At 40.9% G+C, this 25992-nt stretch carries 22 protein-coding genes; 9 read left to right on the top strand and 13 right to left on the bottom strand.

What is annotated here, in order from left to right:
- Window positions 1-8 precede the first annotated feature (8 nt).
- Window positions 9-1124 carry a DNA polymerase III subunit gene (locus ACX3PU_RS06735; protein ID WP_459084192.1) on the top strand — a complete coding sequence of 372 codons (1116 nt, stop codon included), beginning with the start codon at window positions 9-11 and terminating at the stop codon, window positions 1122-1124.
- Between the two features lie 90 nt (window positions 1125-1214).
- Here ACX3PU_RS06735 and rplI read toward each other — a convergent pair whose 3' ends face one another.
- The 7 genes from rplI to ACX3PU_RS06700 all read right to left on the bottom strand — a co-directional run bounded on the left by rplI (window position 1215) and on the right by ACX3PU_RS06700 (window position 6250).
- Window positions 1215-1748 carry a 50S ribosomal protein L9 gene (rplI, locus tag ACX3PU_RS06730; protein WP_459084191.1) on the bottom strand — a complete coding sequence of 178 codons (534 nt, stop codon included), beginning with the start codon at window positions 1746-1748 and terminating at the stop codon, window positions 1215-1217.
- Between the two features lie 56 nt (window positions 1749-1804).
- Window positions 1805-2107 carry a 30S ribosomal protein S18 gene (gene rpsR, locus ACX3PU_RS06725; protein WP_459084190.1) on the bottom strand — a complete coding sequence of 101 codons (303 nt, stop codon included), beginning with the start codon at window positions 2105-2107 and terminating at the stop codon, window positions 1805-1807.
- Window positions 2108-2133: 26 nt separating this feature from the next.
- Entirely contained in the window at window positions 2134-2475 is a 342-nt protein-coding gene (rpsF, locus tag ACX3PU_RS06720; protein ID WP_459084188.1) for a 30S ribosomal protein S6, read from the bottom strand.
- Between the two features lie 146 nt (window positions 2476-2621).
- The gene (locus ACX3PU_RS06715) at window positions 2622-3095 is read right to left on the bottom strand and encodes a GNAT family N-acetyltransferase (RefSeq protein WP_459084187.1); all 474 of its coding nucleotides are present in this window, start codon (window positions 3093-3095) and stop codon (window positions 2622-2624) included.
- Window positions 3096-3186: 91 nt separating this feature from the next.
- Window positions 3187-4524 (bottom strand): dihydrolipoamide acetyltransferase family protein, encoded by a 1338-nt coding sequence (locus ACX3PU_RS06710; RefSeq protein ID WP_459084186.1) that lies wholly within the window; start codon window positions 4522-4524, stop codon window positions 3187-3189.
- A 350-nt stretch (window positions 4525-4874) separates the two neighbouring features.
- On the bottom strand, window positions 4875-5630 hold the full coding sequence (gene lipB, locus ACX3PU_RS06705) for a lipoyl(octanoyl) transferase LipB (RefSeq protein WP_459084185.1): 756 nt from the start codon (window positions 5628-5630) through the stop codon (window positions 4875-4877).
- 41 nt (window positions 5631-5671) lie between these two features.
- Window positions 5672-6250, bottom strand: a complete 579-nt coding sequence (locus tag ACX3PU_RS06700) for an anthranilate synthase component II (RefSeq protein ID WP_459084184.1) — start codon at window positions 6248-6250, stop codon at window positions 5672-5674.
- Window positions 6251-6411: 161 nt separating this feature from the next.
- Between ACX3PU_RS06700 and lysS the strand changes: the two genes are divergently transcribed.
- From lysS to ACX3PU_RS06680, 4 genes are all read left to right on the top strand, one after another.
- A complete protein-coding gene (lysS, locus tag ACX3PU_RS06695) occupies window positions 6412-8109 on the top strand; it encodes a lysine--tRNA ligase (protein ID WP_459084183.1) in 1698 nt (565 codons plus the stop codon).
- 343 nt (window positions 8110-8452) lie between these two features.
- Window positions 8453-10387 carry a DNA topoisomerase (ATP-hydrolyzing) subunit B gene (gene gyrB / locus ACX3PU_RS06690; protein WP_459084182.1) on the top strand — a complete coding sequence of 645 codons (1935 nt, stop codon included), beginning with the start codon at window positions 8453-8455 and terminating at the stop codon, window positions 10385-10387.
- Between the two features lie 138 nt (window positions 10388-10525).
- Window positions 10526-11329, top strand: coding sequence for an RsiV family protein (locus tag ACX3PU_RS06685; RefSeq protein WP_459084181.1), 804 nt, complete (start codon window positions 10526-10528; stop codon window positions 11327-11329).
- A 50-nt stretch (window positions 11330-11379) separates the two neighbouring features.
- Window positions 11380-12231 (top strand): diacylglycerol/lipid kinase family protein, encoded by an 852-nt coding sequence (locus ACX3PU_RS06680; protein ID WP_459084180.1) that lies wholly within the window; start codon window positions 11380-11382, stop codon window positions 12229-12231.
- Between the two features lie 4 nt (window positions 12232-12235).
- On the opposite strand, the gene ggt is transcribed toward ACX3PU_RS06680, so the two are convergent.
- The gene (gene ggt / locus ACX3PU_RS06675; RefSeq protein ID WP_459084179.1) at window positions 12236-13921 is read right to left on the bottom strand and encodes a gamma-glutamyltransferase; all 1686 of its coding nucleotides are present in this window, start codon (window positions 13919-13921) and stop codon (window positions 12236-12238) included.
- Between the two features lie 226 nt (window positions 13922-14147).
- Between ggt and ACX3PU_RS06670 the strand changes: the two genes are divergently transcribed.
- Both ACX3PU_RS06670 and ACX3PU_RS06665 read left to right on the top strand, forming a co-directional pair.
- Window positions 14148-15101 (top strand): NAD-dependent epimerase/dehydratase family protein, encoded by a 954-nt coding sequence (locus ACX3PU_RS06670; RefSeq protein WP_459084178.1) that lies wholly within the window; start codon window positions 14148-14150, stop codon window positions 15099-15101.
- A gap of 427 nt (window positions 15102-15528) precedes the next feature.
- Entirely contained in the window at window positions 15529-16881 is a 1353-nt protein-coding gene (locus tag ACX3PU_RS06665; RefSeq protein ID WP_459084177.1) for a DEAD/DEAH box helicase, read from the top strand.
- Window positions 16882-16924: 43 nt separating this feature from the next.
- Here ACX3PU_RS06665 and ACX3PU_RS06660 read toward each other — a convergent pair whose 3' ends face one another.
- On the bottom strand, window positions 16925-17581 hold the full coding sequence (locus tag ACX3PU_RS06660) for a GDSL-type esterase/lipase family protein (protein ID WP_459084176.1): 657 nt from the start codon (window positions 17579-17581) through the stop codon (window positions 16925-16927).
- Window positions 17582-17610: 29 nt separating this feature from the next.
- A complete protein-coding gene (locus ACX3PU_RS06655) occupies window positions 17611-18774 on the bottom strand; it encodes an iron-containing alcohol dehydrogenase (RefSeq protein ID WP_459084175.1) in 1164 nt (387 codons plus the stop codon).
- A 410-nt stretch (window positions 18775-19184) separates the two neighbouring features.
- Between ACX3PU_RS06655 and ACX3PU_RS06650 the strand changes: the two genes are divergently transcribed.
- Both ACX3PU_RS06650 and galE read left to right on the top strand, forming a co-directional pair.
- Window positions 19185-20309: a DegT/DnrJ/EryC1/StrS family aminotransferase gene (locus ACX3PU_RS06650; protein WP_459084173.1), complete on the top strand. Its 1125-nt coding sequence runs from the start codon at window positions 19185-19187 to the stop codon at window positions 20307-20309.
- A gap of 12 nt (window positions 20310-20321) precedes the next feature.
- The gene (gene galE / locus ACX3PU_RS06645) at window positions 20322-21362 is read left to right on the top strand and encodes a UDP-glucose 4-epimerase GalE (protein WP_459084172.1); all 1041 of its coding nucleotides are present in this window, start codon (window positions 20322-20324) and stop codon (window positions 21360-21362) included.
- 98 nt (window positions 21363-21460) lie between these two features.
- Here galE and ACX3PU_RS06640 read toward each other — a convergent pair whose 3' ends face one another.
- From ACX3PU_RS06640 to dapF, 3 genes are all read right to left on the bottom strand, one after another.
- Entirely contained in the window at window positions 21461-23992 is a 2532-nt protein-coding gene (locus ACX3PU_RS06640) for a TonB-dependent receptor domain-containing protein (protein ID WP_459084171.1), read from the bottom strand.
- 161 nt (window positions 23993-24153) lie between these two features.
- Window positions 24154-25182, bottom strand: a complete 1029-nt coding sequence (gene mltG, locus ACX3PU_RS06635) for an endolytic transglycosylase MltG (protein WP_459084170.1) — start codon at window positions 25180-25182, stop codon at window positions 24154-24156.
- 21 nt (window positions 25183-25203) lie between these two features.
- On the bottom strand, window positions 25204-25980 hold the full coding sequence (gene dapF / locus ACX3PU_RS06630; protein ID WP_459084169.1) for a diaminopimelate epimerase: 777 nt from the start codon (window positions 25978-25980) through the stop codon (window positions 25204-25206).
- Window positions 25981-25992: the final 12 nt, after the last annotated feature.

Here is a 25992-nt window from a genome sequence, read left to right as displayed (position 1 = left end):
TTGAACCAATGAATTGGGAAGATATTGTAGGTCAACAAAAGACCATTGAGCAACTTCGCGCTTCCATAAAGGATGGACGCGTAAGTCATGCGCAACTGTTTGTAGGAAAGATGGGGTATGGCACCCTTGCTTTGGCTCTCGCTTTTGCAAGAGAGATCCTCGGAAGTCAAACGCAAAACGGAGCCTCCAAGGTGGAGAGTCTCAATCATGTGGATCTGCATTTTAGTTTTCCTGTTTTCTCAGAGAAGGATAAAACGGTAAGTAGCCGTTTGTATAATGAATTTCGTGAGGTTATACTAACCAATCCGTATGTGGATTATATTGATTGGATAGAGCAGTTTGACAAAAGTGCACAATTTTATATTTCCGTGAAGGAAGTGGAAGCCCAAATCGAAAAGTTCAATCTGAAAAGTTTAGAGGGAGGAAGTAAGATCCTTATTGTGTGGGGAACGGAGAGAATGAATAGGGAGGCTGCAAATAAATTTTTAAAGTTTTTAGAAGAGCCTCCAAAAGACACCTATATACTCCTGTTGGCAGAATCTCTCGATGATTTCTTACCCACGATTCTCTCGAGGACTCAAATCGTGGAGATTCCACCGATCGAATCCAGTGCACTTTCAAACTATTTAGAGACGCACAGTTCACTGGATTATGCCCGGCGAGAGGCATTGCTTTTCAAAGCGCAAGGAAATTTGCGAGAGCTCCAAAACCTGATGGATTCTCAGCACAACGGATCCGAATTTGAGACCCTGTTTATCCAGTGGGTTAGAGAGGCATTTCAAGTTAGAAAAAAACCAGAGATGCTACGGAATGTGATTTTGTGGGCACGTCAAATCGCAGAGTGGAAGATCGAAAAGCAATTGCGCTTTTTGCAGTATTGTGCAGACACTTTTCGACTTGCTTTGCTTCAGAATTATGGGAATTCGGAGTTGGTTTATCAGAAGATTACCGAAGGAACCTTTCAGTGGGAAAAGTTCTCACAGTTTATCCACGGTGCGAACATTGAGGATATTTTAATTCAAATTAGTGAAGCCGATTTTCATTTAAAGCGCAACGGCAATCAAAATATTGTGTGGACCGATTTGGGAATTAAACTTTCTCGCTATATCCACCGAAAAGCGTAATAAGAGATACGAAATAGAGATATATTGAATAAAATAAAATAGCCCGAGTTAAAAACTCGGGCTATTTTTAGGTATAAAGTAAGCTTTTAATTAAGCTTCTTTTTCTTCTGTTGCTTCTGTTTCAGTTTCTTTTGCTTTTGCTGGTTTTTCCGCTGCTTTTGGAGCCACGACTACCGGAGCATCAGAAATTACGTCGAATTCATAGTTGTACTCAACATCTCTGTGCAATCTTACTAAAGCGCTGAATTTACCAGTTCTTTTGATTGTATTCCCAGGAATTTTGATGTATTTTCTATCGATTTCAACACCTTTTTTAGCAAGTTCTTCAGAAAGATTTGCGTTGTTGATTGAACCGAATAATTTATCTCCCGATCCCACTTTAGTTTCGATCGTAAGAGAAGTTTTCTTCAATTGTTCGATTTTACCTTGAGCGTCTGCAACTAATTTTGCTTCTTCTTCTTTTCTAGATTCAAGCGTAGCTGCTAGAGTCGCTTTGTTTTTTGGAGTGGCTAGTAAAGCGACTCCTTTTGGTAGTAAGAAGTTTCTTGCATACCCTGGTTTTACCGATACGATATCGAATTCAAGGCCTAAGTTTTCAACGTCTTGTTTTAGAATAATGTCCATTGTTGTCCTTTTTGTTTTTAAAGTTAGGTGCGCTATGCAACCAACAATTGTTAATGTTATTTAAGCATGTCTACCACGTATGGCATAAGTGCTAAGTGTCTTGCTCTTTTGATTGCAGCAGATACTTTTCTTTGGTATTTTAAAGAAGTACCTGTGTAACGTCTTGGTAAGATTTTACCTTGTTCGTTTACGAATTGAATAAGAAAATCTGCATCTTTATAATCTACGTGCTTGATTCCGAATTTTTTGAATCTACAGTATTTTTTTTCAGATTTCGTATTGATATCAACAGGAGTTAAAAATTTAACTTCTGATTCACCTCCTGCGGAGGCTTGTTTTGCCATGTCGTCAATTGCCATTGTAATAGATTTTTAAGGGTGAAAAATTAAGCTCTTGCAGATTTGTTTTTAGCCCTTCTTGTAACGGCGTATTCAATTGCATGCTTGTCAAGTTTTGTAGTAAGGTAACGAATTACTCTTTCGTCACGTTTGAAAGCAGTTTCTAAATCTGCTACTACAGTTCCTTCTCCTTTGAATTCGATCAAAGTGTAGAACCCGTTCTTTTTAAGTTGGATCGGGTAAGCTAATTTTTTAAGTCCCCAGTTTTCTCTGGTTACAATTTCGCAGTTGTTTGACTTAAGTAAGTCTTCAAATTTTTTCACTGCTTCCTCCACCTGAGCATCAGATAGAACGGGAGTTAAAATGAAAACAGTTTCGTAGTTGTTCATAATGTTAATATAATTGATAAATATTTCGAGGTGCAAAATTAGTTATAAATTCTTAATCGCACAAAGTTTCTTTGCATAATATGAATTATTTCGCAGGTTTTTACCTTTTATGCGTAAGACTTAGGGAAGAGAGAGGGAGTAAAGGATCAGATTTTCGCTAAATCCTCAATTTGAGACTCCGTTAGGCGATATACATCCCACTCTTCCATGGCAGAAGCACCTAAGGATTTGTAGAAGGCGATCGAAGGAGAGTTCCATTTGAGTACGGACCATTCCATACGTCCACACCCTTTGTTTTTCGCTCTTTGGGCTAGTTCTTTCAAAACCTTCTTGCCGTAGCCTTTGTTTCGATGCTGCGGTTCAATATATAAATCTTCTAAATAGAGACCGGGTTTGCCGACAAAGGTGGAGAAATTAAAAAAGTAGAGTGCGAAACCAATTGCAATTTGGTTTTCTTCTACTATAATGACATGTGCATACGTGAAATCGAACAATTGCTTTTCCAGTTCTTCGGGCGAAGTGCTCACGTCGTTTTCCATCTTTTCATACTGTGCTAATTTTTTAATTAGTTCGAAAATTAGAGTGGAATCTTCTTTTTTTGCGTCTCGTAGGTTTAACATAAGAATGAAGTCTAAGGTGATAAGGGAAAGAGATACTGCCTTACGGTTAGGAAAGGCAGTAGGGTTTTTATTCTTTAAGGATAAGAGGGGATTAAACCTCCGTATTCATATCCCAGTTTTCTAAATAATCGTTTACGTGCTTTAAGAATAGGCCTCCAAGAGAGCCATCTACCACACGGTGGTCGTAAGAGTGCGACATAAACATTAATTGACGAATCGCAATTACATCTCCGTCTGGAGTTTCTAAGACCGCTGGTTTTTTCACAATCGCACCAATGGCCATAATCGCTACTTGAGGTTGTGGTATAATAGGGGTTCCCATTAGGTTTCCAAAACTTCCGACGTTTGAAATAGTATAAGTGGCTCCCTGCGTGTCTTCAGGTCTAAGCTTTTTAGCTCGAGCTCGGCTTGCAAGGTCATTAATGGCTTTTGCTAGTCCAGACAAGGACAGCTGATCTGCATTTTTAATGACAGGAACAATCAAATTCCCATCCGGCATGGCCGTGGCCATACCAATGTTGATGTTCTTCTTTTTAATGATTTTATCACCATCCACAGAAACATTGATCATTGGGAAGTCTTGAATGGCTTTCACAATGGCCTTCACGAAAATAGGCATAAAGGTAAGTCGTTCTCCTTCTCTTTGTTCAAAGAGGGCTTTGTTTTTCGCTCTCCATTTCACCACGTTTGTTACATCGGTTTCAATAAAGGACGTGACGTGTGGAGAAATACGTTTGCTATTTACCATGGCCTCTGCGATGATCTTGCGAACGCGGTCCATAGGGATGATTTCATCTCCTGCGCCCACGGGAATAGGGGCTGTTTTCACAACTGGACTTGCAGGTGCTTTTGCGGCAGCTGGTGCTGAACTAGGTGCGGAATCTTTCGATTCTGCTCTCTTTTCACCTCGAGTGGAAATGTACTTTAAAATATCTTCTTTTGTAATTCTTCCCTCGAGTCCTGTTCCTTGCACAGATTCAAGTTCGCTTGTTTCTATTTTTTCTTGTTCCGCTATGGCTTTTACCAGAGGGGACAGGTATTGTCCTTTGCTTCCTTCCGTATTTTTAGCGCTACTTAATGGTTTTTCAAGTTCCTTAATCTCTTCTTCATTTAAACTTGGGATTTGCGTTTTTACCTCTTCGATCGGTTTTTGCTCCTGCGTTTGCTCTGCTTCGATGGAATTCCCTCCTTCGGTTTCTAGTATAGCAATGGCTTCGCCTACCTTTGCGATTTCGTCCTTCTGCTTAAGAATTTTGATTATTTTTCCTGAAACGGGGGTTGGGACATCCGAGTCCACTTTATCCGTCGCTATTTCCACTACGGAATCGTCTTCTCCAACTTGATCTCCTTCGTTAAATAACCAAGTGATAATTGTGGCTTCCATGACGCCTTCGCCCATGCTTGGAAGTAATAATTTGTATTCTGCCATTTTTTTCGATTTTGGAATTTTACAAATATATAAATTTTCAGTTATAAAAATTGTGAAATTAATAATTCACAAAAGATTGTCTTTATTTTTAAATTTGAAGCAATTCGGAAATAAGGAATTGCAATAGATGTAGGCGTGGAGAGTTCAATTTAAAAACGGTTTTTCTTCTCAAAAATAGAAGGCAAAAAAAGTTGGAGATTTGAGCAGAAGGTGCCTAAAAATGAACGCTGGAGTTCCTGTATCGCATTCTTAAAATAAAAGAAGCAGGCACTGAAAATCGAAGTTTTATGGCCTGCTTTAAATTGCGGATCGGAAGGAATGTCTTTTTGGAAAGATTCAGAAAAATACAATCAAATCTCAGTTGACTTTGAGTGCTGCTCTGAGTAAAGCAGGAATTCCGACCCAAAAACATCGTTAAAATGCTTTTGAATTTTTTCTTTTACTTCAGCGATTTCCTCTAGGGTGAATTCTTTCTCTAGTTCTCTTTGTAAAGAGGTCACGGCTTTGTCTTTAATGCCGCATGGGATGATGTATTCGAAATAACGCAAATCTGTATTGACATTGAGGGCAAAGCCATGCATGGTGACCCATTTGGAGGTCTTCACTCCCATTGCGCAGATTTTACGAGCAAACGGTCTTCCTACATCAAGCCAAACTCCGGTTTCTCCCTCGCTACGTTCTCCTTTTAAACCGTATTCTGCGATGACCCGAATAAGGACCTCTTCCAAATTGCGCATGTAGAGATGGATATCCGATTTGAAATTGTCAAGATCTAGAATAGGGTAGCCCACAATTTGACCAAATCCATGGTAGGTGATATCACCTCCACGGTTCGTATGGACGAAGGAGGCATTAATTTGCTTCAATTTATCTTGGTCAATCAGCATATTGTGCTCATCGCCACTTTTCCCAAGGGTATAGACATGAGGATGCTCAACGAAAAGGAAATAGTTTGGAGTAATTTCCTGGATTCCGTCGGTGCGATCTCGGTTTTTTAATTTTAAATCAATAATGGATTTCATGAGGGTTTCTTGATACTCGAAGGCATCAGGGTAATCCATTACTCCTAGGTCTCGAAAGATAAGTTCTTTATTTTGGGTTGTCATATTCGCTATTTTGGGAACAAATTTATGAAAATTATAGTATGCTATGAATACGAATTGAGTAGAAAGTTGCTCACAATGGTTTTGCCTTCAGGCGTGAGAATGCTTTCAGGATGGTATTGTACGCCGTGCAAATCGTATTTTTTATGTTGCAAAGACATAACGGTTCCGTGGTCATCCTCAGCTGTGATTTCTAAGTCTTCAGGAAGGGTATGGGGATCCACTGTCCAACTATGGTAACGTCCTACACGGATTGAATTGGATAGGTTTTTATAAAGTTTCGCTTCTTGCCTAGTGATATTTATCTGGGTTGAAATTCCATGGTATACTTTCTCCCCATTTCGTAAACTTCCCCCAAAACTCTCCGCAATTGCCTGCATGCCTAGGCAAACACCTAGAATCGATTTTTCCTTATAAAACTCTTTAATTACCTCTAAAAGTGAACCGGCCTCTGAGGGGATTCCAGGTCCTGGGGAGAGCACTATTTTATCGAACTTTTTTATAAGCTGTGAACTTAATTCATCGTTTTTCACAACGGTAATTCGCTGCTCAAGTATCCTTTCTATAAGCTGGGCGAGATTATAGGTAAAGCTATCGTAATTGTCAATAAGTAATACTTTCACTTTTAAAAATAGAAGCAAATCTAAGAATTAGATTGCAAGAGGCAAAAGGACTCATGGAATTCATTTTAATTCTTAAGGGAAATTAAGGCGTGGATACTTCGGTCTAAACGACTCGACATCCGTAAATTTTCCCTATTTTTGCATTCTCAAAATTCTTAACTATGTCATTATCAGAACAGGAAATTATCCGACGTGAAAAACTACAAAAACTAGGTGCGATGGGAATCGAAGCATTCCCAGCTGCAGAATATAAAATCTCCCATTCTACCAAACAGATTAAGGAGTCTTTTGAACCGGGTCTTTCTGTGAGTGTAGCAGGTCGATTAATGTCTAGACGTATACAAGGAAAGGCAAGTTTTGCCGAACTTCAAGATTCTGAAGGAAGAATTCAGGTCTATTTCAATCGGGACGAAATCTGTCCAGGAGACGACAAAACCTTGTACAATGAGGTTTATAAACATCTCCTTGATATTGGAGATATCATCGGGATTAAAGGAGAGCTTTTTAAAACTCAAGTAGGCGAAATGACCCTGATGGTGAAAGAATTTACGCTTCTTGCTAAAGCACTGCGTCCTATACCCCAAGCAAAAACGGATGAAAATGGGGTCACGCACGATGCATTTAACGATCCAGAACTTAGATACCGCCAACGTTACGTGGATTTAACCGTAAATCCGCATGTAAAAGAGGTCTTTATAAAACGAACCAAAGTGTATAACGCAATGCGTTATTTCTTTAATAAGGCGGGTTATTTTGAAGTGGAGACTCCGGTATTGCAAGCGATTCCAGGAGGAGCTGCGGCAAGACCTTTTACGACGCATCACAATACACTAGATATTCCACTGTATTTACGAATTGCGAATGAACTCTATTTAAAGCGATTGATTGTCGGTGGTTTTGAAGGGGTTTACGAGTTTGCAAAGAATTTCCGGAACGAAGGAATGGATAGAACCCATAATCCAGAATTTACCATTATGGAAATCTACGTGGCCTACAAGGATTACAACTGGATGATGGACTTTACGGAGCAATTCCTAGAGTTTTGTGCTACAGAAGTGAATGGGGAACCCCAGTCCACTTTTGGTGAACATCAAATTTCTTGGAAAGCACCTTACCCTAGAGTTTCTATGACGGAGGCAATTTTAAAATATACAGGTTTTGATATTACAGGGAAAAGTGAACAAGAACTTCGTGAATTCGCTCAGTCCATTGGGATTGAAGTGGACGAAAGCATGGGGAAAGGGAAATTAATTGACGAGATTTTTGGCGAGAAATGCGAAGGGAATTTCATTCAGCCTACCTTCATTACAGATTATCCCGTAGAGATGTCGCCACTTACGAAAAAGCACCGATTCAAAGAAGGGCTAACCGAGCGTTTTGAATTAATGGTATGCGGAAAAGAACTTGCCAATGCCTATTCGGAACTAAACGACCCAATAGATCAAAGAGAACGATTTGAACAGCAGCTGTCCCTTTTAGAAAGAGGAGACGATGAGGCGATGTTCATTGATCAGGACTTCTTAAGAGCCCTCGAGTATGGAATGCCTCCTACGGCAGGACTTGGAATTGGGATGGACCGACTCGTTATGTTTTTGACAAACAATCAATCGATTCAAGATGTCCTATTCTTTCCACAAATGAGACCAGAAAAGGTGACCCCGACCGTAGAGCTAGGAGAGGACGAAACTCTCATTCTAGATCTTCTTAAAAAGGGACCGGAAAGCCAACCTTTGCAAGATCTTAAAGTGGCAAGCCAATTGTCAGGTAAAAAATGGGACAAAGCCACCAAGCTGCTTACCAAAAATAATCTCATTAAGATTGAAAAAATCGAAGAGGTATTAACAGCCACTCTCGTTTAAAATAAAATCAATAGTACGAACTGCTTCCTTGGGGAAGCAGTTTTTGTTTGTAGTGATCTCTTTTTTCTATTTGAAAGGATATTGGTGAAAAAACGATAGGTTCCTTTTTTCAACTTGTAAGGGATTTGGGATCTGAAAAGCACAAGAAAGAGGCCTATAAAATGAAAAGCTTGAGAGGAGGCTACTGCTTTTATCACATTTGTTTTGATATTGCCTTATTCAGGTCTAATTTTCCTTTGAAAAAAGCAATATTTTTCGTAAATTTGCTAGTCTTTGCATTTGAAAATGAAAGGCGAAGTAGACGAAAAAAGTTTAGTAATAAATTTAGGTTTTTAAATAGAATATGAGTCAAAAACAATATACAGCAAGCAGTATCCAAGCCCTTGAGGGGATGGAGCACGTGAGGATGAGACCCTCGATGTACATCGGCGATGTCGGTGCAAGAGGTCTACACCATTTGGTTTATGAAGTGGTCGATAACTCTATCGATGAGGCGCTAGCTGGACACTGTGATCGAATTGAAGTGGAGATTCATGAAGGGAATGGAGTTCTCGTGACCGACAACGGTCGAGGAATTCCTGTAGACTTTCACGAAAAGGAGCAAAAATCCGCCTTAGAGGTGGTTATGACTAAAATTGGTGCCGGAGGGAAATTTGATAAAGATTCCTACAAAGTATCCGGAGGACTTCACGGAGTAGGGGTTTCTTGTGTGAACGCTTTGTCGAACCAGTTAATTGCCACCGTTCACAGAGACGGAAAGATATACGAGCAAGAATATTCGCAAGGTAAAGCCTTAGCGGATGTAAAAGAAATTGGAACGGCCGACGATACAGGAACTACTGTGTTTTTTCAGCCAGACGATACCATCTTTCAGGAATTAGAATACAATTACGATACCCTAGCCACGCGTCTGCGTGAGCTTGCTTTCTTAAATAGAGGAATTACCATCACGCTAACCGACCAAAGAGAGAAGTTAGAAGACGGCAGTTACAAATCCGAAATTTTTCATTCGGAAGGAGGGCTAAAAGAGTTTGTTGAATACATCGATGGGAACCGTGAATCCATCATGGACAGTGTGATTTTCATGGAAGGGTCAAGAGATGACATCCCTGTGGAAGTAGCCATGCGTTACAACACGTCTTTTAATGAAAACTTGCACTCTTATGTAAACAACATTAATACCCACGAGGGGGGAACCCATCTTACAGGGTTTAGAAGAGCCCTTACGAGAACTCTTAAAAAGTTTGCAGATGAACTTGGACTTCCTGCCAAAGAAAAGGTAGAAATTACAGGGGATGACTTTAGAGAAGGTCTTACTGCAATTATTTCTGTCAAGGTGATGGAGCCTCAATTTGAAGGGCAAACCAAAACCAAATTAGGAAACTCGGAGGTGGCCGGTGCGGTGGATAAAATCGTCGGTGAAATGCTTACCAATTTCCTTGAAGAAAATCCAAACGAAGCCAAGCTAATTGTCCAAAAAGTAGTTTTGGCAGCCAAAGCAAGGCAAGCTGCGAAGAAAGCTCGGGAAATGGTTCAACGTAAATCTCCTTTGGGGGGATCTGGACTGCCTGGGAAATTAGCGGACTGTTCTTCAAAAGATCCTGTGATTTCTGAATTGTTCCTTGTCGAGGGAGATTCTGCAGGGGGAACCGCCAAGGCGGGTCGGGACCGACATTTTCAAGCGATTCTACCTTTGCGTGGGAAGATCTTAAATGTGGAGAAATCGATGCTTCATAGAGTGTACGACAACGAAGAGATTAAAAACATTTATACTGCGTTAGGCGTTTCTGTAGGAACTGAGGAAGATAGCAAAGCTCTGAATTTGAACAAACTTCGTTACCATAAAGTGGTGATCATGACCGATGCCGATGTCGACGGTGCGCATATTTCGACCCTGATTCTGACCTTCTTCTTCCGCTATATGAAAGAATTAATTGAACATGGGTATGTGTATATTGCTTCTCCACCGTTATACCTCGTTAAAAAAGGAAACAAAAAGCATTATGCTTGGGATGAGAAAGAAAGGGAAGAAAGAACCCTCGAGATAGCACCAGACGGGAAAGGAGTAGATATACAACGATACAAAGGTCTTGGAGAAATGAACGCAGAACAACTTTGGGATACGACAATGAATCCTGAATCTAGAACTTTAAAACAAGTGACCATTGACAATGCGGGGGAAGCAGATCGCGTCTTCTCTATGCTAATGGGAGATGAGGTGCCTCCACGTCGTGAGTTTATCGAGAAAAATGCAAAATATGCAAAGATCGACGTCTAAGATTTTGTCTTGTATGTTAAAACGATTGAATACAATGCTCTGCCTCGCGCAGAGCATTGTTTTTTTTCATTCGAATAGCCTTATTTTTTTGGAGCATTATTTGTATGACTTAGAAGGAAACCGAAATAAAAAATAAATATGAAATCAATCTTTATCTCCGCATTTGCACTAGGTATTGCCCTAGTGTCCTGTACGAAAACTTCTACCAGTGAAACCAATCAAGCCAGCGATACTCTCGCTGTCAAGAACCAAAGGATCGAGTTTGCTTACGATTCTCTTGTCGCGATGGACTCCCTCAATGTGAGTGATTCTGTGAGTGCGAAATTCAAGCAAAAAGTACTTGTGTTTACAGGACTCGATAAGCCTGTCCTGGATAGCTTATACAAATCAGAGCTTTACGATAGCATTGCACCGGATGTCGCGTATTCAAGACCCGAAGTACAAAGCCTACTAGAAGAAAGAAAAAGTCAGTATTATACCCAGACCAAAGCCGATGTTTTGGACTTTAGACCCGGCTCTCGTCAAGTTTGGGATCGAGTCTCTGAAATGAATGTGGTAGGAAATGAGAACGGATACCTTACGGTCCATTATACGGGGTACGGGTATACAGGAGGTGCGCATGGATACGCCTACGATTTGTATAAAGTGGTCGACATCGAAAATCAGAAAAGAGTAGAATTAAAAGACATCGTGGCACTCGACAAAGTAGATTGGAACAAGGTACTTCTAAAAGAAGCGGACGAAAGAAAAGAAAATTTCTTTGAGCCTGAGAAATTGTCTTACAACAAGAATTTTTTCTTCGATGAGAAAGGACTTAGCTTTACCTACAACCAGTACGAGATTGCAGCCTATGTGTATGGCATCATAACAATCACGGTTCCGTACGCGGCTATTTCTTCAGCTCTTACTCCTGAGTTTAAAGAGAGAATGGGAATTCAGTAGTAGGGTTGATCTTACTCAAAAATATCAAGTAAAAATCGTACTTTCCACCCATGGATCGCACCGTATTTATTATCAATCCGTTTTCGGCCAAAAGGCAGTCGGATTTGTTTATCAAAAAGCTTAAAACAAAGGTAGACCCTTTGCATTACTACCTTTCTGAGTCGGTCGAAAAGACTGCTGAGTTTATTTTGGAAACGAAAGATCAGTATGACGTGTATGTGGCCGTCGGAGGGGACGGCACCATTGCGTCAGTGGCCAAAAGTTTAGTGCACTCCTCTAAAATATTAGCGGTGTTTCCAGCAGGATCCGGCAATGGATTTTCGAATGAAACACACTTTAATACGAACCTGGAGGTGCTCTTGCAAAAACTTAAGGCGCGTAAGAGCCGTAAAATTGATACCTTTAAAATAGGTCCATATTTGTCGATCAACGTGTCTGGAGCAGGATTAGATGCCCGCGTTGCAAAAGAATTTGAAAACACAACCCGAGGGTTTAAAAACTACATTAAAGTCACGCTTAAAACTTTTTTCAATTACCGCCCAATTCATGTGGTTTTCCATACGAAGGAGTTAGTGAAATACAGTGGAGAATATATGATGCTCAATCTAGCTAATACTCGGCAATTTGGTAATTTCGCGTACATAGCGCCGAAAGCAAGCAAAAGCGATGGTCTTGTCGATCTCGTACTGGTTAAGAAATTCCCTTTACCGTACACCCTATTGTTTGCTTTTCGATTGTTTACCAAAGCCTTGAAACAAGACTCCTATCTAACCTACGTTCCCATATCAAAAGCGGAGTTCTCCCTAGATACCACGGTTTTTCAAATGGATGGCGAATTTGTAGAACTGAATTCACCCATAGAGATTGAAGTCTTGCCTCAGAGTTTGAATATTCTGATTTAATCCTTTATTCTCGTGAAACGGAATCGTCTCCTCGAGAATCAGCAACCCCTACGGCGCTTCCATCTTCTTGTACCGCTATGATTTCAGTTCTGCCGATCTGGTTGACCGTTTTAAATACATAATTCTTGGATTCTAGAACCTTTAAAGGCGCTGTATTAAATCCTTTTTCTACTTGCACCGATTCGGGTAACCATTGGTGGTGGAATTTCGGTGCATTTACGGCGCGGTTTGGAGAAAGTTTAAAATCAATCAATCCGACAATTGTTTGGTACACGGAAGTGGGTATTGTAGTGCCCCCGGGAGTTCCTACCACTAAAAAGGGTTTGTTATCTTTTAAAACGATAGTGGGTGTCATAGAAGAAAGCATCCGTTTGCCAGGTTCAATCGCGTTGGCTGCGCCTCCCACAGCACCAAACATATTGGGAACACCGGGTTTGATGGAGAAATCGTCCATTTCATTATTGAGTAGAAACCCCGTTCCTGGCGCGATGACTTTGCTTCCATAAAGTCCGTTTAATGTGGTGGTCACAGACACGGCATTGTGATCCCGATCGAGGATGGAAATATGCGTGGTTTCCGTGCTTTCTGCAGGCTGCTTAATAATTTCTCCCACCTCCGCACTTGGTGTGGCCAAAAGGGGATTGAACGACTTCCATCGTTCTTTCAGATAGCTCTTTGAAATAAGACGCTCGGTGGGATCTTTGACAAAAGCTGGATCCCCCATAAATTCTGCTCGGTCTGCGTACGCGCGACGCTGCGCTTCAATCATAACTTGCATGGCTTCTGGCGATTGAAAACCCATTTGATCTAAATGGGCAAAGGAGCTCATTCTTAGCATTTGAGCTAAAAGAATTCCGCCGCTAGAAGGCAGGGGCATGGTGAGTATTGAGTATCCTTTATAGTCGAACTCCAAAGGAGTTCTAAAGACTACTTTATAATTTTTCAGATCGTCAAGAGATAGTATTCCTTTTTGCAACTGAACTCCTTTTGCGACCTTTTCAGCGGTCGCTCCCTCATAAAAACCTTTGGCTCCCTCTTTCTTTATTAACTTTAACGTGGTGGCTAGATTTTTCTGAATCAAAAGGTCGCCTGGCTTCCAAGGCTCTTTTTTCACCAGAGCAATGGGATGAGAGTTGTGTTTTAGAAATTGCTCGCGATGTGCATTGAGTAAATCTGCTTCCCTTTTGGTGATGGCAAATCCTTTTTCGGCAAGTTCAATGGCAGGGTCGATTAGTTTTTCCATCGGCAAGTTTCCATAGGGAAGGGTTGCAAACATACCCGCAACAGAACCGGGAATGCCGATGGCTAGACCTCCGTCTTGAGACAAGCTCGTGTCCGCATTTCCGCTTGAATCCAAATACATGTCCTTTGTGGATTTTTCGGGCGCTGTTTCTCGAAAATCAATTGTGAATTTTTCACCTGTGTTTTTCATTCCAACCAAAAAACCACCGCCGCCAAGATTCCCCGCCTGAGGATAAACTACGGCAAGAGCCAGTTGCGTAGCAATGGACGCATCGAATGCGTTCCCTCCCTCTCGAAGGATTTTGGCTCCCACTTCGCTTGCTAGCGGATGGGCGGAGACGACTAGCCCTTTGTTTTTTACATGGATTTCCTTGTAGATCGTATGCTCAGTGGCCTGTCCAAAGGCGAGAGTAGAAACAAGGGTGAAGAGAAAAAGTAATTTTTTCATGAATTCAAATCGTTTTTAATCGCTTCTAAGGAGAAACGGATGGATAAAGATAAGAAGAAGTTTGAAAAAGGTATTAAAAAAAGGCAAAATCCAAAAAGCAGTGGTTTTTCTGGACAGATCGGGTTGAAATCATCGCCTACATAAGGCTTTGAAAGGTTTTGCTTTTTTTATAGGGCGTAATTTTCTACTTTTGTAAGAATAACTAATCAATTAAACTAATCCCCCGATGCAGGAAAAAATTCTTATTACAGGCGCTTTAGGTCAGATAGGTACAGAACTTACCAACCGTTTGGTTAGCCTATACGGAAAAGAAAATGTAGTCGCTTCTGGTCTTGATCGATTCGACAAAAATTTGACCTCCGCAGGCTTTTACGAGCGAATGGACGTGACCAATACCCAACTCATGCGACAAGTGATCCAGGAATATGAAATCACAACCGTATACCATTTAGCATCCTTGCTCTCGGGAACTTCCGAAAAACAACCTTTGTTTGCGTGGAAGCTCAATTTGGAGCCGCTCATTAATTTATGCGAAATGGCCAAAGAAGGACTTCTTAAAAAGATATTTTGGCCGAGTTCCATTGCTGTTTTCGGAAAAGGAATTCCCAAAACAGACGTAGGACAAGACGTAGTGCTCAATCCAACCACGGTTTATGGAATTTCTAAACTGGCAGGAGAGAAATGGTGTGAGTATTATTTTGACAAGTACGGAGTGGATGTACGAAGCATACGGTATCCAGGTCTTATCTCTTGGAAAACCCCAGCAGGAGGAGGAACGACAGATTACGCAGTAGAAATATTCTACGAAGCGGTTGAAAATGCAAAGTACACGTCCTTTATAAAAGAAGATACGGCGATGCCCATGCTGTACATGGACGATGCAATCAATGCTACTCTTCAGTTAATGCAAGCCGAAAAAGAATCCCTTAGCGTGAGAACTTCTTATAATCTCGGAGGGATGTCCTTTACACCGGCGGAACTTGCAGAGGTGATCAAGAAAGAAATTCCTGAATTTGAGATTTCTTACAAACCTGATTTCCGACAAGAGATTGCGGACTCTTGGCCTGCTTCCATTGATGACCGTACTTCGAAAGAGGATTGGGGACTTCACTATGAATTTGGCATTGAAGAAATGGCTAGCGACATGATCAAAAACTTAAGGAATAAACTTAAAAAGTAATCCAAAATATACTTTAAGTACTCAAAAGTAAAATATTAAAAATCAGTTAATTAATAGAATTAACTGATTTTTACTTTAAGTAATGATAGTTTGTGTAAGGAATTTAATTTTAGCTCATCGTTTTGCCAAAACCTGCAATTTTAGACTCTTTTGTTTACCGTATTTTTGTGCATTTCTCACAGCATTTATGTTCTTGCAGGGCAAGCTTTTTTATTCATTTTAGGATTTCCAGTGGAAATTTATCCTCTGCAAATGACAAGGGATTGCGTTGAGGTTGAAAGATTCTTTTGCAAGTTTCATGGGCTTTGTTGTCGATATTATTTTTCAGAGTAAAACCAAATCAATCCTTTTTAAGGAAATACCTTATCTTTGCCGAGTAAAACATGAGAGAAGAACTGCACAAGTTCTTTTTTTTTAACTCTACTCCATGAATTTAACTTTCGCCGATTTCGATTTACCAGAGAAAATATTAGATGTTCTTGCGGATCTCGAACTTTTTGAACCCACACCCATCCAGACAAGAAGTTTCAAACCGATCTTATCGGGAAGAGACGTGATGGGCATTGCGCAAACCGGAACGGGGAAAACCCTAGCGTATTTACTACCTACTCTCAAACAGTGGAAGTATAACAAAAACGGCAATCCTACACTGCTTATTCTGGTTCCTACAAGGGAACTAGTGGTTCAAGTCGCTGAAATTGTTGAGAATTTAACTCAAAATTTATCGGCAAGAGTCATTGGGATTTATGGAGGTAAGAACATAAATACGCAGAAGAAGTTATTTAATACGGGCTGTGATATTTTAGTTGGAACTCCAGGACGGGTGATGGATTTAGCGATTGACAATGCAATTTCGCTAAAAGAGGTCCAAAGACTGATCATTGATGAGTTCGACGAGATGCTTAATTTAGGTTTTAGACCGCAGCTTACGCATATCTTCGAAATGATGCGAGAAAAAAGGCAAAACATCCTCTTCTCAGCTACCATGACGGAAGCTGTAGATGATATGCTTGCCGAATATTTTGCGGGTCCAATGGAGATCTCACTGGCTAAATCAGGAACACCGCTCGAAAAAATTGAGCAAAGCGCCTACAAAGTAGAGAATTTCAATACGAAATTTAATCTCCTAAAGCATTTGCTTGAAACGAGCGAGGATCTTTCCAAGGTTCTTATATTCACGAATAACAAAAGACACGCAGACCTTCTATTTTCTAAAATAGAGGAAGTATTGCCGGAAGAATTTGATGTAATCCACTCCAACAAATCTCAAAATTATAGGCTTCGAGCCATGAAACGCTTTGAGGATCAAGAAGTAAGAGGGTTAATTACTACGGATGTTATGGCTAGAGGGCTTGATATCTCGGACATTACCCACGTAATCAACTTTGAGGTTCCTGCAGTACCCGAGCAGTACATTCACAGAATTGGACGTACGGGTCGTGCCGATAAAGATGGGAAAGCCATTACGTTTTATACCAAAAAAGAAGAGCCGCAGCTTCTTGAGATCGTGGTTCTAATGGACAAAGAACTCCTCGAGATGGAATTTCCAAAAGAAGTAAAAGTAAATCCGAAGAAAATCGCATCCGAAGAGGACGAAGTCAAAATGAAGAATGCGCACACGGTGAAAATACAAGAAGGAGGTGGCGCCTTTCATGAAAAAAAGGAAAAGAACAGGAAAATCAACCTAGGAGGTCCAAGCAAGCGTAAAGTCCCAAAATCCAAACCCGGTGCAAACCGTGCACAGGCCAAAGCAAAATCCAAAGCAAATAGGAAAAAATAATTCCCCTATTGCTTTGATTCTTTGTAACCGTCCTTTGCTACATTTATTTTAGATAGGGAGCAATGACCTTCGCCCAATTCTGGTAGCCTTTTGGATTTAAATGCAAAAGGTCTTTCAAAAAGAGTTCGGTTCGAGGGTTTCCATCTTTGTCCTCAATCGAGGGGTTAATTTCAATATAGGAAGAGTTCTCTTTGCTTTCTACAAACTGTTTGATTAGAGCATTTCCTTTTTCCATTTCAGGCCACAGCGATTCGCGACTCGGTGAATGTTTCATGGATAGGTAATCGATTTGAGCCTCAGGATACCTCGTACGAAGGGTATTGTAAAGCGTTTCAAATCTTTCTCGTACTTGCTCTGCTTTTGCAGGTTCTACATCGTAGGCAATGTCATTTTCTCCACAATACACCAGTATTTGTTTGGGCGTGGGAACCTCTAGAAGTTCCTTAATATAAAAATTTACGTCGACAAGTCTTGACCCTCCAAACCCGAAATTAATGAATTTTTTAGTCGGGAAATAGTCTCCAACATCTTGCCACATGGTAAAGGATGAACTGCCTAGCAACAGAATGGCATCAGAAGGCAGGTTTTCAGTGGTTTTCTTTGAATTAAGCGATTGGATATCAGACCAAAAGGCGGGCTTCTCCTGCGTAAAGGCAAATGTAAAGCATAGCAGTAATAGAAAGGAGATGTATTTTTTCATTTTTATTTATTTTTGCTCTTCGGCGTAGGTTAATAACTATTTTCGACAATTTTTCGAGCGATTTCAGGGGTTAAATCCTTTCGTTCGCCCTGCAATAGCCAACCTCGGTCGGTAAAAGCTTTCTCCACCTTCTCGCCCGAGTCTTGAAAATCGTTTGTGTACTCTGATAATTTGGTTTGAATGTCTAAGGAATGGAAGAACTCTTCTAATTTTTCAATTCCCTGCTTTGCTTTCTCTTCAAGTGAACCTTGCGTTATATTCCAAACACGCTCGGCATATTGCGCTAGTTTTTCTTTCTTGTTTTCAAACATAGTTCGATAGTGTGAGGGGGCAATAATGGCAAGTGTTCTTGCGTGGTCAATTCCATACTGCGCTGTCAGTTCATGCCCTATGGCATGTACAGACCAATCCGTAGGTACCCCCTTTGCAATGAGTCCGTTAAGCGCCATCGTGCAGGCCCACATGAAATCGGATGCGTTCTTATAATCAAACGGACCTTTTAATAGAGGAGTGCTAACTTCTTGAAGCGTTAAGAGAATGCTTTCGCTAAAGCGATCTTGTAGTTTTGCATCCGTAGGGTAGGTGAGGTATTGTTCTAGAACGTGGGTGTAGGCATCTGCTATTCCGTTGGCAATTTGTCTTGTGGGTAGAGATTTAATGACTGTCGGGTCAAGCACAGAGACCGTAGGAAAGAGACCCGGACCCCCAGAAGATAATTTTTCGTTCGTTTCTTTTCTTGAAATCACATATCCGGAATTCATTTCGGATCCTGTGGCAGGAAGCGTTAAAACGGTGGCGAACGGTAACGCCTCATTTGTATGGGTGCGAACCCGCTTACTCACAAGGTCCCAAGGTTCCCCTTTGTAGCACGCTGCCGCGGCAAGAAATTTCGTGCCGTCAATCACAGAGCCTCCGCCCACGGCAAGCAAATAATCAATCGAGTTCGATTTAATCACTTTTAAAGCCTCTAAAAGTACCGAATACTCGGGATTGGCAGGAATGCCTTGGAATTCAAGAACCTCATGGGATTTCAGTGCCGATTTCACTTGATCGTAAATTCCATTTTTCTTAATACTGCCGCCTCCATAGAGAATTAAAACCTTTGCGTCTGCAGGAATTTCCCTTGCTAGGTTTTCAATTTGTCCTTCCCCGAATAAAATCTTCGTCGGATTTTTATAGTCAAAATTTAACATTGTATCTTTTTGTTCAAAATTACGAAGTATTTTTAAGAATCTGTGGCATCCCTCGGTGTTTTTTAAAATCTTATTAAACCATTATTACTATACTACAACTATATAAGAACTATAGTAGAAGTTTATTAATAGATACGATTGGAAGTGGACTGAAAGTGTATGCATTAAATCATGGAATCTAGGAAAGTCTTAAGATTTTTTACGCTCTTGCGAGGCTAATTTCGATGTTCAATTCGAGGAGGGTTTTTCGTCTTTCCGGCAGTTCGACAGCGCATTTATCCTTTCAGTTCCAGGTATAGAAAATCAAGGGAGAAAATCCAAAGAAAATTTTCATACTTGCCTTAATAAACGTATTTTTGAGCAATTAAGACAGATACGTCGAAGGACGAACAGCAAAAAAAGAGCAAAAGATGAAAAAGATTCAAATGGTTGATCTCCAGAGTCAATACTTTAAAATAAAACCGGAAGTAGATAATGCGGTTCTAAACGTAATGAAGTCAGCAGCGTTTGTAAACGGTCCTGAAGTGGAATGGTTTCAAAAAGAACTGGAAGAATATTTAGAAGTGGGCCACGTGATTCCTTGTGCAAACGGGACAGACGCATTGCAAATTGCGTTAATGGCTTTAGGTCTTAAAGAAGGAGATGAGGTGATTACAGCAGATTTTACTTTTGCTGCTACGGTGGAGGTAATTCATTTGTTGAAATTGAAAGCGGTGCTGGTCGATGTGAATTACAATACGTTTACCCTAGATCCTGAGGCTGTGAAAAAAGCCATCACTCCTAAAACCAAAGCCATCATCCCTGTGCATTTGTTTGGACAATGCTGTGAGATGGAATCGATACTAGAAATTGCAAAAGCAAACCAGCTTTACGTCATTGAGGACAATGCCCAAGCCATTGGAGCAGAGTATACCTTCGCAAACGGTGATGTGAAAAAATCGGGTACCATGGGAACTCTTGGAACCACCTCTTTCTTTCCCTCCAAGAACCTAGGTTGTTACGGAGACGGGGGTGCATTGTTTACCCAGGACGACGATTTAGCTTATAAAATTCGAGGCATTGTCAACCACGGTATGTACGAACGTTATTACCATGACGAGGTGGGTGTGAATTCTCGATTGGATAGCATTCAAGCGGCCGTACTTCGTCGCAAACTACCCAATTTAGATTTGTACAATGAGGCTCGCCGAAAAGCAGCGGATTATTACGACGAGGCATTTAAAGATCATAAGTCTGTTTTAATTCCAGCACGAAATGAGAATTCGTCTCATGTTTTTCATCAGTATACGTTAAGAGTGACAAACGGCAAAAGAAATGAACTTCGTGAATTCCTAGCCGAGAAGGAGATTCCTGCCATGATTTATTATCCAGTTGCCCTTCGCAAACAAAAAGCATACTATCAACCTAGCAATGACGAAGATTTCGTTCACACAGACCGTCTTTTAGACGAGGTGATTTCGCTTCCGATGCATACGGAACTGGATGACGAGCAACTGAAATACATTTGTGATAGTATTCTAGAATTTTTTAATTAAAGAACATACACGATGGCAATTTTAGTGACCGGTGGACTCGGATATATTGGTTCGCACACAGTGGTTGAACTTCTAAATTCTGGTTTTGAGGTCGTAATCGTGGACGATTTGTCCAACTCTGAGAAGTTTATCCTTGATAATATTGAAGAAGTTAGTGGGAAAAGACCGGTGTTTTATCCCTTTGATTTAAAACGACGAGAATTGCTAAGCCAGCTTCTCGATGCGCATACCATTGAAGGCTGTATCAACTTTGCGGCCTTTAAGGCGGTAGGAGAGAGTCAAGTGAAACCCATGGACTATTATGAAAACAATTTGTTTTCACTGCTCAATCTCTTGCAAGAATTTAAAGAGAGAAATATGGGTAATTTTATCTTTAGCTCTTCCTGTACTGTGTATGGGCAAGCAGATCAAATGCCCATAGAAGAATCCACTCCGCTTAAAACCCCAGAGAGTTCCTACGGGAAGACCAAACAGATGGGAGAAGAGATATTGATGGATTTCGCTCGAGCGCACCAGCGCAAAGTATCCTTACTTCGGTATTTTAATCCAATTGGAGCTCATCCCTCAGCAAAACTTGGCGAACTTCCAATAGGAATTCCTAATAATTTAGTGCCGTTTGTCACGCAAACTGCTGCTGGAATTCGCGAAAAACTACTGATCTACGGAGACGATTACCCAACCCCAGATGGAACCGCAATACGTGATTATATCTACGTGGTGGATTTAGCCAAAGCGCACGTGGCAGCCTTGCAAAAGTTAATGCAGAACCCTAACTCCACCGTGCTTGATATTTACAATTTAGGAACAGGCAAAGGATCCTCAGTTTTGGAAGTAGTGCATGCGTTTGAAGAGGCAAATTCAATCAAGGTACCCTATGAAATCACCGCTCGTAGAGCAGGCGATATTACTTCTGCTTATGCGGATGCGTCTAAGGCAGAACGTGAATTAAATTGGAAAGCAAATACCTCTCTGCGCGATGCGCTTAAAACAACATGGGAGTGGCAAAAATACCTCAAATCGAGAGCAAGTGATAGCAGTGGGATATCTTTTTAATAGAAAACTCACTCTTCCTACAAATACGAAAACTGGCCTAGAGAGATTCTCTAGGCCAGTTTTGTTTTCCTTTAGCATGAGCTTGCTAAAGCATTTGATTACATCGGTGGCATTTCGTCTTCGCCAGCCTCTGCATTGCTATTAATGTCTTTCTTTCTCTTAGGTTGATCCACTCGGTCTCCTTCTCTAAATCGATATGTAAAGGATAGAGAGAATTGTCTAGGCTGCCATTGCATGTAAGATTCTCTTTGGAATCCGTCTCCGTACGTAAAGTTCGTTCTGTTTCTAGTATTGAAGATGTCTTGGATGTTAAAGCTAAACGTACCGTTTCCGTTCCAAATCGTTTTGGAAGCTCCTAAATTAAGAGCGTACATTGCATCTCTTTTGGAAGTGTCTGTTTCTTCTCCTCCTCTGTAGAATCCTTGCAATTGTACATTAAGAGTCTTGTCAATTTTAAACGTGGTATTAAGTCTAGCTCTTTGTGAGAATCCTTTTCCGTTAAAGGACATCGAAGTGGGAGTTTCAACACCGTCAATTAGGGTTGTATAATTAAATTCTCCTTCAGAACGGTATCCATAGAGGTCTAAACTACCCATTAGCTTTAACCAGCTGAAAGGATCGTAAGTAAAGTTCATGTCTAAACCGTAGCGATCTTCGAATCCGATATTGTAGGGTTTGGTTTCAAATCTTTGACGCTCGAAATTGTAAATGTTGACCATTTGCGTTTCGTCTTTTTCGTGATTGTAATAAAGCGTCGGGTTGAAGGTTATTTTTGATTTTTGGAAACTGTACCCAAATTCAAAAGAGTCTACATAGGAAGGGTTCAAGTCTGGGTTTCCGCTAAAGATGTTGTCACTGTCGTTGTAACTGTTAAACGGAACTAGGAACCAAGATCTGGGTCTGTTAATCCGTTTTGAGTAGTTTAATAACAACTGATTGTTTTCGGTTAGATTGTAGCTTAAAAACACAGAAGGGAAGAAGTTGCTGTACGATTTACTAATGGCCGGTTCTGTATTGGTGAGACTTCTAAAATCCACGTCAATTTTTGAAAGCTCCGTTCTTAAACCAAGTTGGTATGCGAAATTGTCTCCAATTTTGCTTTTGAATTGAGCGTAAAATGCATTGAACATTTCTTTGTAGTTCGTCACGGATGTGAAATCAGGATTCACGACGCCTTCGTTCCATACAGCGTAATCGTAATCGTTGTTACGAGAGTCAAAACGGTATCCCGCCTCAATTTTTGAATACTCTCCGATCGGAAGCTCATAATCTACTTTTGCGACCACAGAGCGGTTTTTTGTTTCTTGAGCCGTTTGGTCCATTGTATTATACGCTGGAATTCTGGTTTCAAAAATATCGCTTGAGTTCGTGGACTCGTTATTTTGAAGACTTACCGAGGCAGCGATTGTGGATCCTTTGTCCCCAATCTCGTGGTCAATACCAAAATCCGCTTGGAAGGCGTTGTTGTTATTAATTCCACTAGTTCTTCTTTCTTTGCTGATCGGATACTGCGCCGTTGCGTTGTCCCTTGTAATTCCACTGTAATCACTTTCTGTTGAGATTACACTTTCGTTTTCTCCTTCGTAATGACGAAGAGTTACCGACCCGTTTACAGACGTTCGATCCGATAGGTCATAAACCAATCCAGCCGTACCGTTGTAATTTTTCATTTCGTTGTTGGTCACGGTATTGCTGTTGGAACGTAGAAGTTGATATAGGGTACCTCGATCGTCAAAGGTCGCATTGTTATAGCTGTTTCCTTCTGATTTACGGTATCCTCCTCCGCCATTTAGGAACCAAGTCGCGTTCCCACGTCTCCAGCTTAAATTGGTATTAAGACTCGTGTTAGGCAAGTACCCTAGCGTTCCGGTTACACTCCCGTTAAATCCAATTCTCTTGTTCTTCTTTAAGATGATATTTAAAATCCCTGCGGTTCCAGAGGCTTCGTATTTAGAAGAAGGGTTGGTAATGACTTCAATTCGATCAATCTGATCTGCAGGAATGGTTTGAAGAGCATTCGCCCCGTCGTCAATTCCTAGTAAAGCGGACGGTTTTCCGTTAATTAAAAAACGAATGTTTGAGTTTCCTCTCATGGAGACTGTTCCATCGGTATCCACAGAAACAGAAGGAACGTTTTGAAGAACATCCTGCAAGTTTCCTCCTTTGCTAATCACGTCGCTAGATGGATCGTAAGTTCTCTTGTCTAGTTCCACCTTATAAGGTTTTGTGGTGGCGGTCAGAGTAATTCCCTCAATGTTGGCTGTAGGCGCCATGGTCATGTTGCTTTCAGGTTCTAAAACGATCGATCCTAGGACCCCAGCATTTAGGGTTCGTCCTGAAGATACGTACTTTTTAAAGTCGATAGCCTCGACCGTGATATCGAAAAGTCCTGGGACGATTTGAAGCTCGTAATGACCGTTTTCATCGGTCAGCGTAGCATCGCTATATAATAAATCGCTCTTGCTAGAGAATGCAATTGAAGCATAGGGTACGGGGTTGTTTGCCTTGTCCACTACATTTCCGCTGACACTTACTTTTTCTTGTGCAAAGGCAAAAGCGGCCGCCGAAAGTAAAAGAGTTAACCCCAGAGTTTTTCTGGTTAGTTTTTGAGTAATTTCTGTCTGAATCATCAAGTTAATTTTACGCAAAATTCAAGTGAATTTTGTTAGTTCTACATGTAAATAAGAGTAATTTTAATTTGCACGGATCGTTCCCGATTTCCGTACTACCCCCATTAGACGTAAGAATCCCCTAAATGTTAAAAACAAAAATTCTTAAAATGTGTTAAAGTTTATTTTGATGCGGTTTGTCGATCAAGCCACTGCTGGTAATTTCGCGCATTTTGGGCATGTTCGATGTCGCTCGAAGTGAAACGATGGAGTCCAGGACGCTGAGGATCAGCGGCCATGAAGATGTATCCGTGTGATTCTGGATTTAGTACTGCATCAAGAGAAGATTTATCCACCACGCAAATCGGACCGGGCGGAATTCCTTCGTTCGCATACGTATTGTAGGGAGAGGGGTAGCGAAGATGTTTATAATAGACACGTTTGATCTCAGTTTGGAACCCTGTGTCTTTTCGGTGCGCATAGATTACGGTGGGATCGCTTTGAAGTTTCATTCCTTTTCGGTAGCGATTTAAATAGAGTCCTGCAATGGTTTTTTGTTCGTCTGGTTTTCCTCCTGATTCTTTGTAAACAATCGAGGCAAGAGCGTAGATTTGATTTCGTGTTAACCCAAGGGCTTTTTCTTTTGCGATTCTCTCAGGAGTCCAAAAGGAATTGTACTGGGTTTCAAATCGCTCAAAAAATTCTTGTGGGGACACGGTCCAAAAGAAATTATAAGAATCGATTAAGAAGTATTTTTTTAAATCCTCGGCATTCGAAAGTCCTTTGGATTTTGCAATTTTATCAAATTCTCTAATGAACGTTAGCGAATCGGCCTGTGTTTTTCTCGCCACACGCCCCATCATTTGGTATACATCACTAAAATCTCCAATTCGGAATGTAATGTCTACTTGGTTCCCATTTTTAAGCATTTGAACCAACTCTTGAGAGGTTTTTCCTTCCACTACTTTATATCGGCCGGCGTGATGTCTTTTTTCCAAATCCTCCTTTTTGGCCACTTTTTCGAAGCGATCCATGTCTTGGATAAAGGGTCGAATGCTGTCTAGGATTTGTGCGTAGGAAGCGTTACTTGCCACATGAAAGTACCCTTCTTTTTTTACATTATTGGTCTTGAAATTTAAAAAATATTGAACTCCCCAGAAGGCAAGTAGAACCAGGACGAGGGCAAGAATTAGTTTGCTGTTTTTTTTCATTCGATTAAATTAAAAAGATCCTTACAATTGAATTTCTGTTTTAAAAACTCTAAGGGCAGGACCCTCTAACCAAATGTTAGAAAATTCAGTGCCATTCTTTTCCGCCTTTACGACTAATTCTCCTCCTTTAACTTTTATATTTACCTTTTCCAGATCCTGGTCTTGTAAATAGGTGAGGGCTGCGGCTGTGACTCCCGTTCCACAGCTATAAGTTTCGTCTTCGACCCCTCGTTCGTACGTCCGAACAAAGAGAGAATTGGTTCCTAAAACTTGCACAAAATTCACATTAATTCCCTGGGATTTAAACAGATCGGAATTTCGAATTTGACGACCCTTCTCAAAAACAGGGTACTCTTCTAACTTCTCTACGTAGGTTACGTAATGAGGGGAGCCTGTGTCCACAATGCTTGCCTTTTCTAGCGTCTGAATTTCCTTTACATCAATCATCTTTAAAGTGACAATGTCTCCGGCGATAGAAGCCTCGTGGTGTCCGTCAATGGCGCTAAATTTACACTGCTCCTGAATAATTCCTAAATCCCTTGCAAAGGCAACAATGCATCTACCTCCGTTCCCGCACATCGTGCTTTCACTGCCGTCTGCATTGTAATACACCATTTTAAAATCCAAAGCCTCATCCTCTTCCAGAAGGATCAGCCCGTCTGCTCCAATTCCGAACCTTCGATCGCACCATTTCGCAATGAGTGCTTTGTTTTCTTTAGGAAAACCGCCCTGGCGGTGATCCACAAGAATAAAATCATTGCCGGTTCCTTGGTATTTGTAGAATGTAAATTGAGCCATCTTATATTATGC

It is taken from the genome of Chryseobacterium sp. A301 (assembly GCF_054489425.1).
The sequence above is the reverse complement of the archived record's forward strand: the minus strand, read 5'-3'. Positions and strand labels throughout refer to the sequence as shown.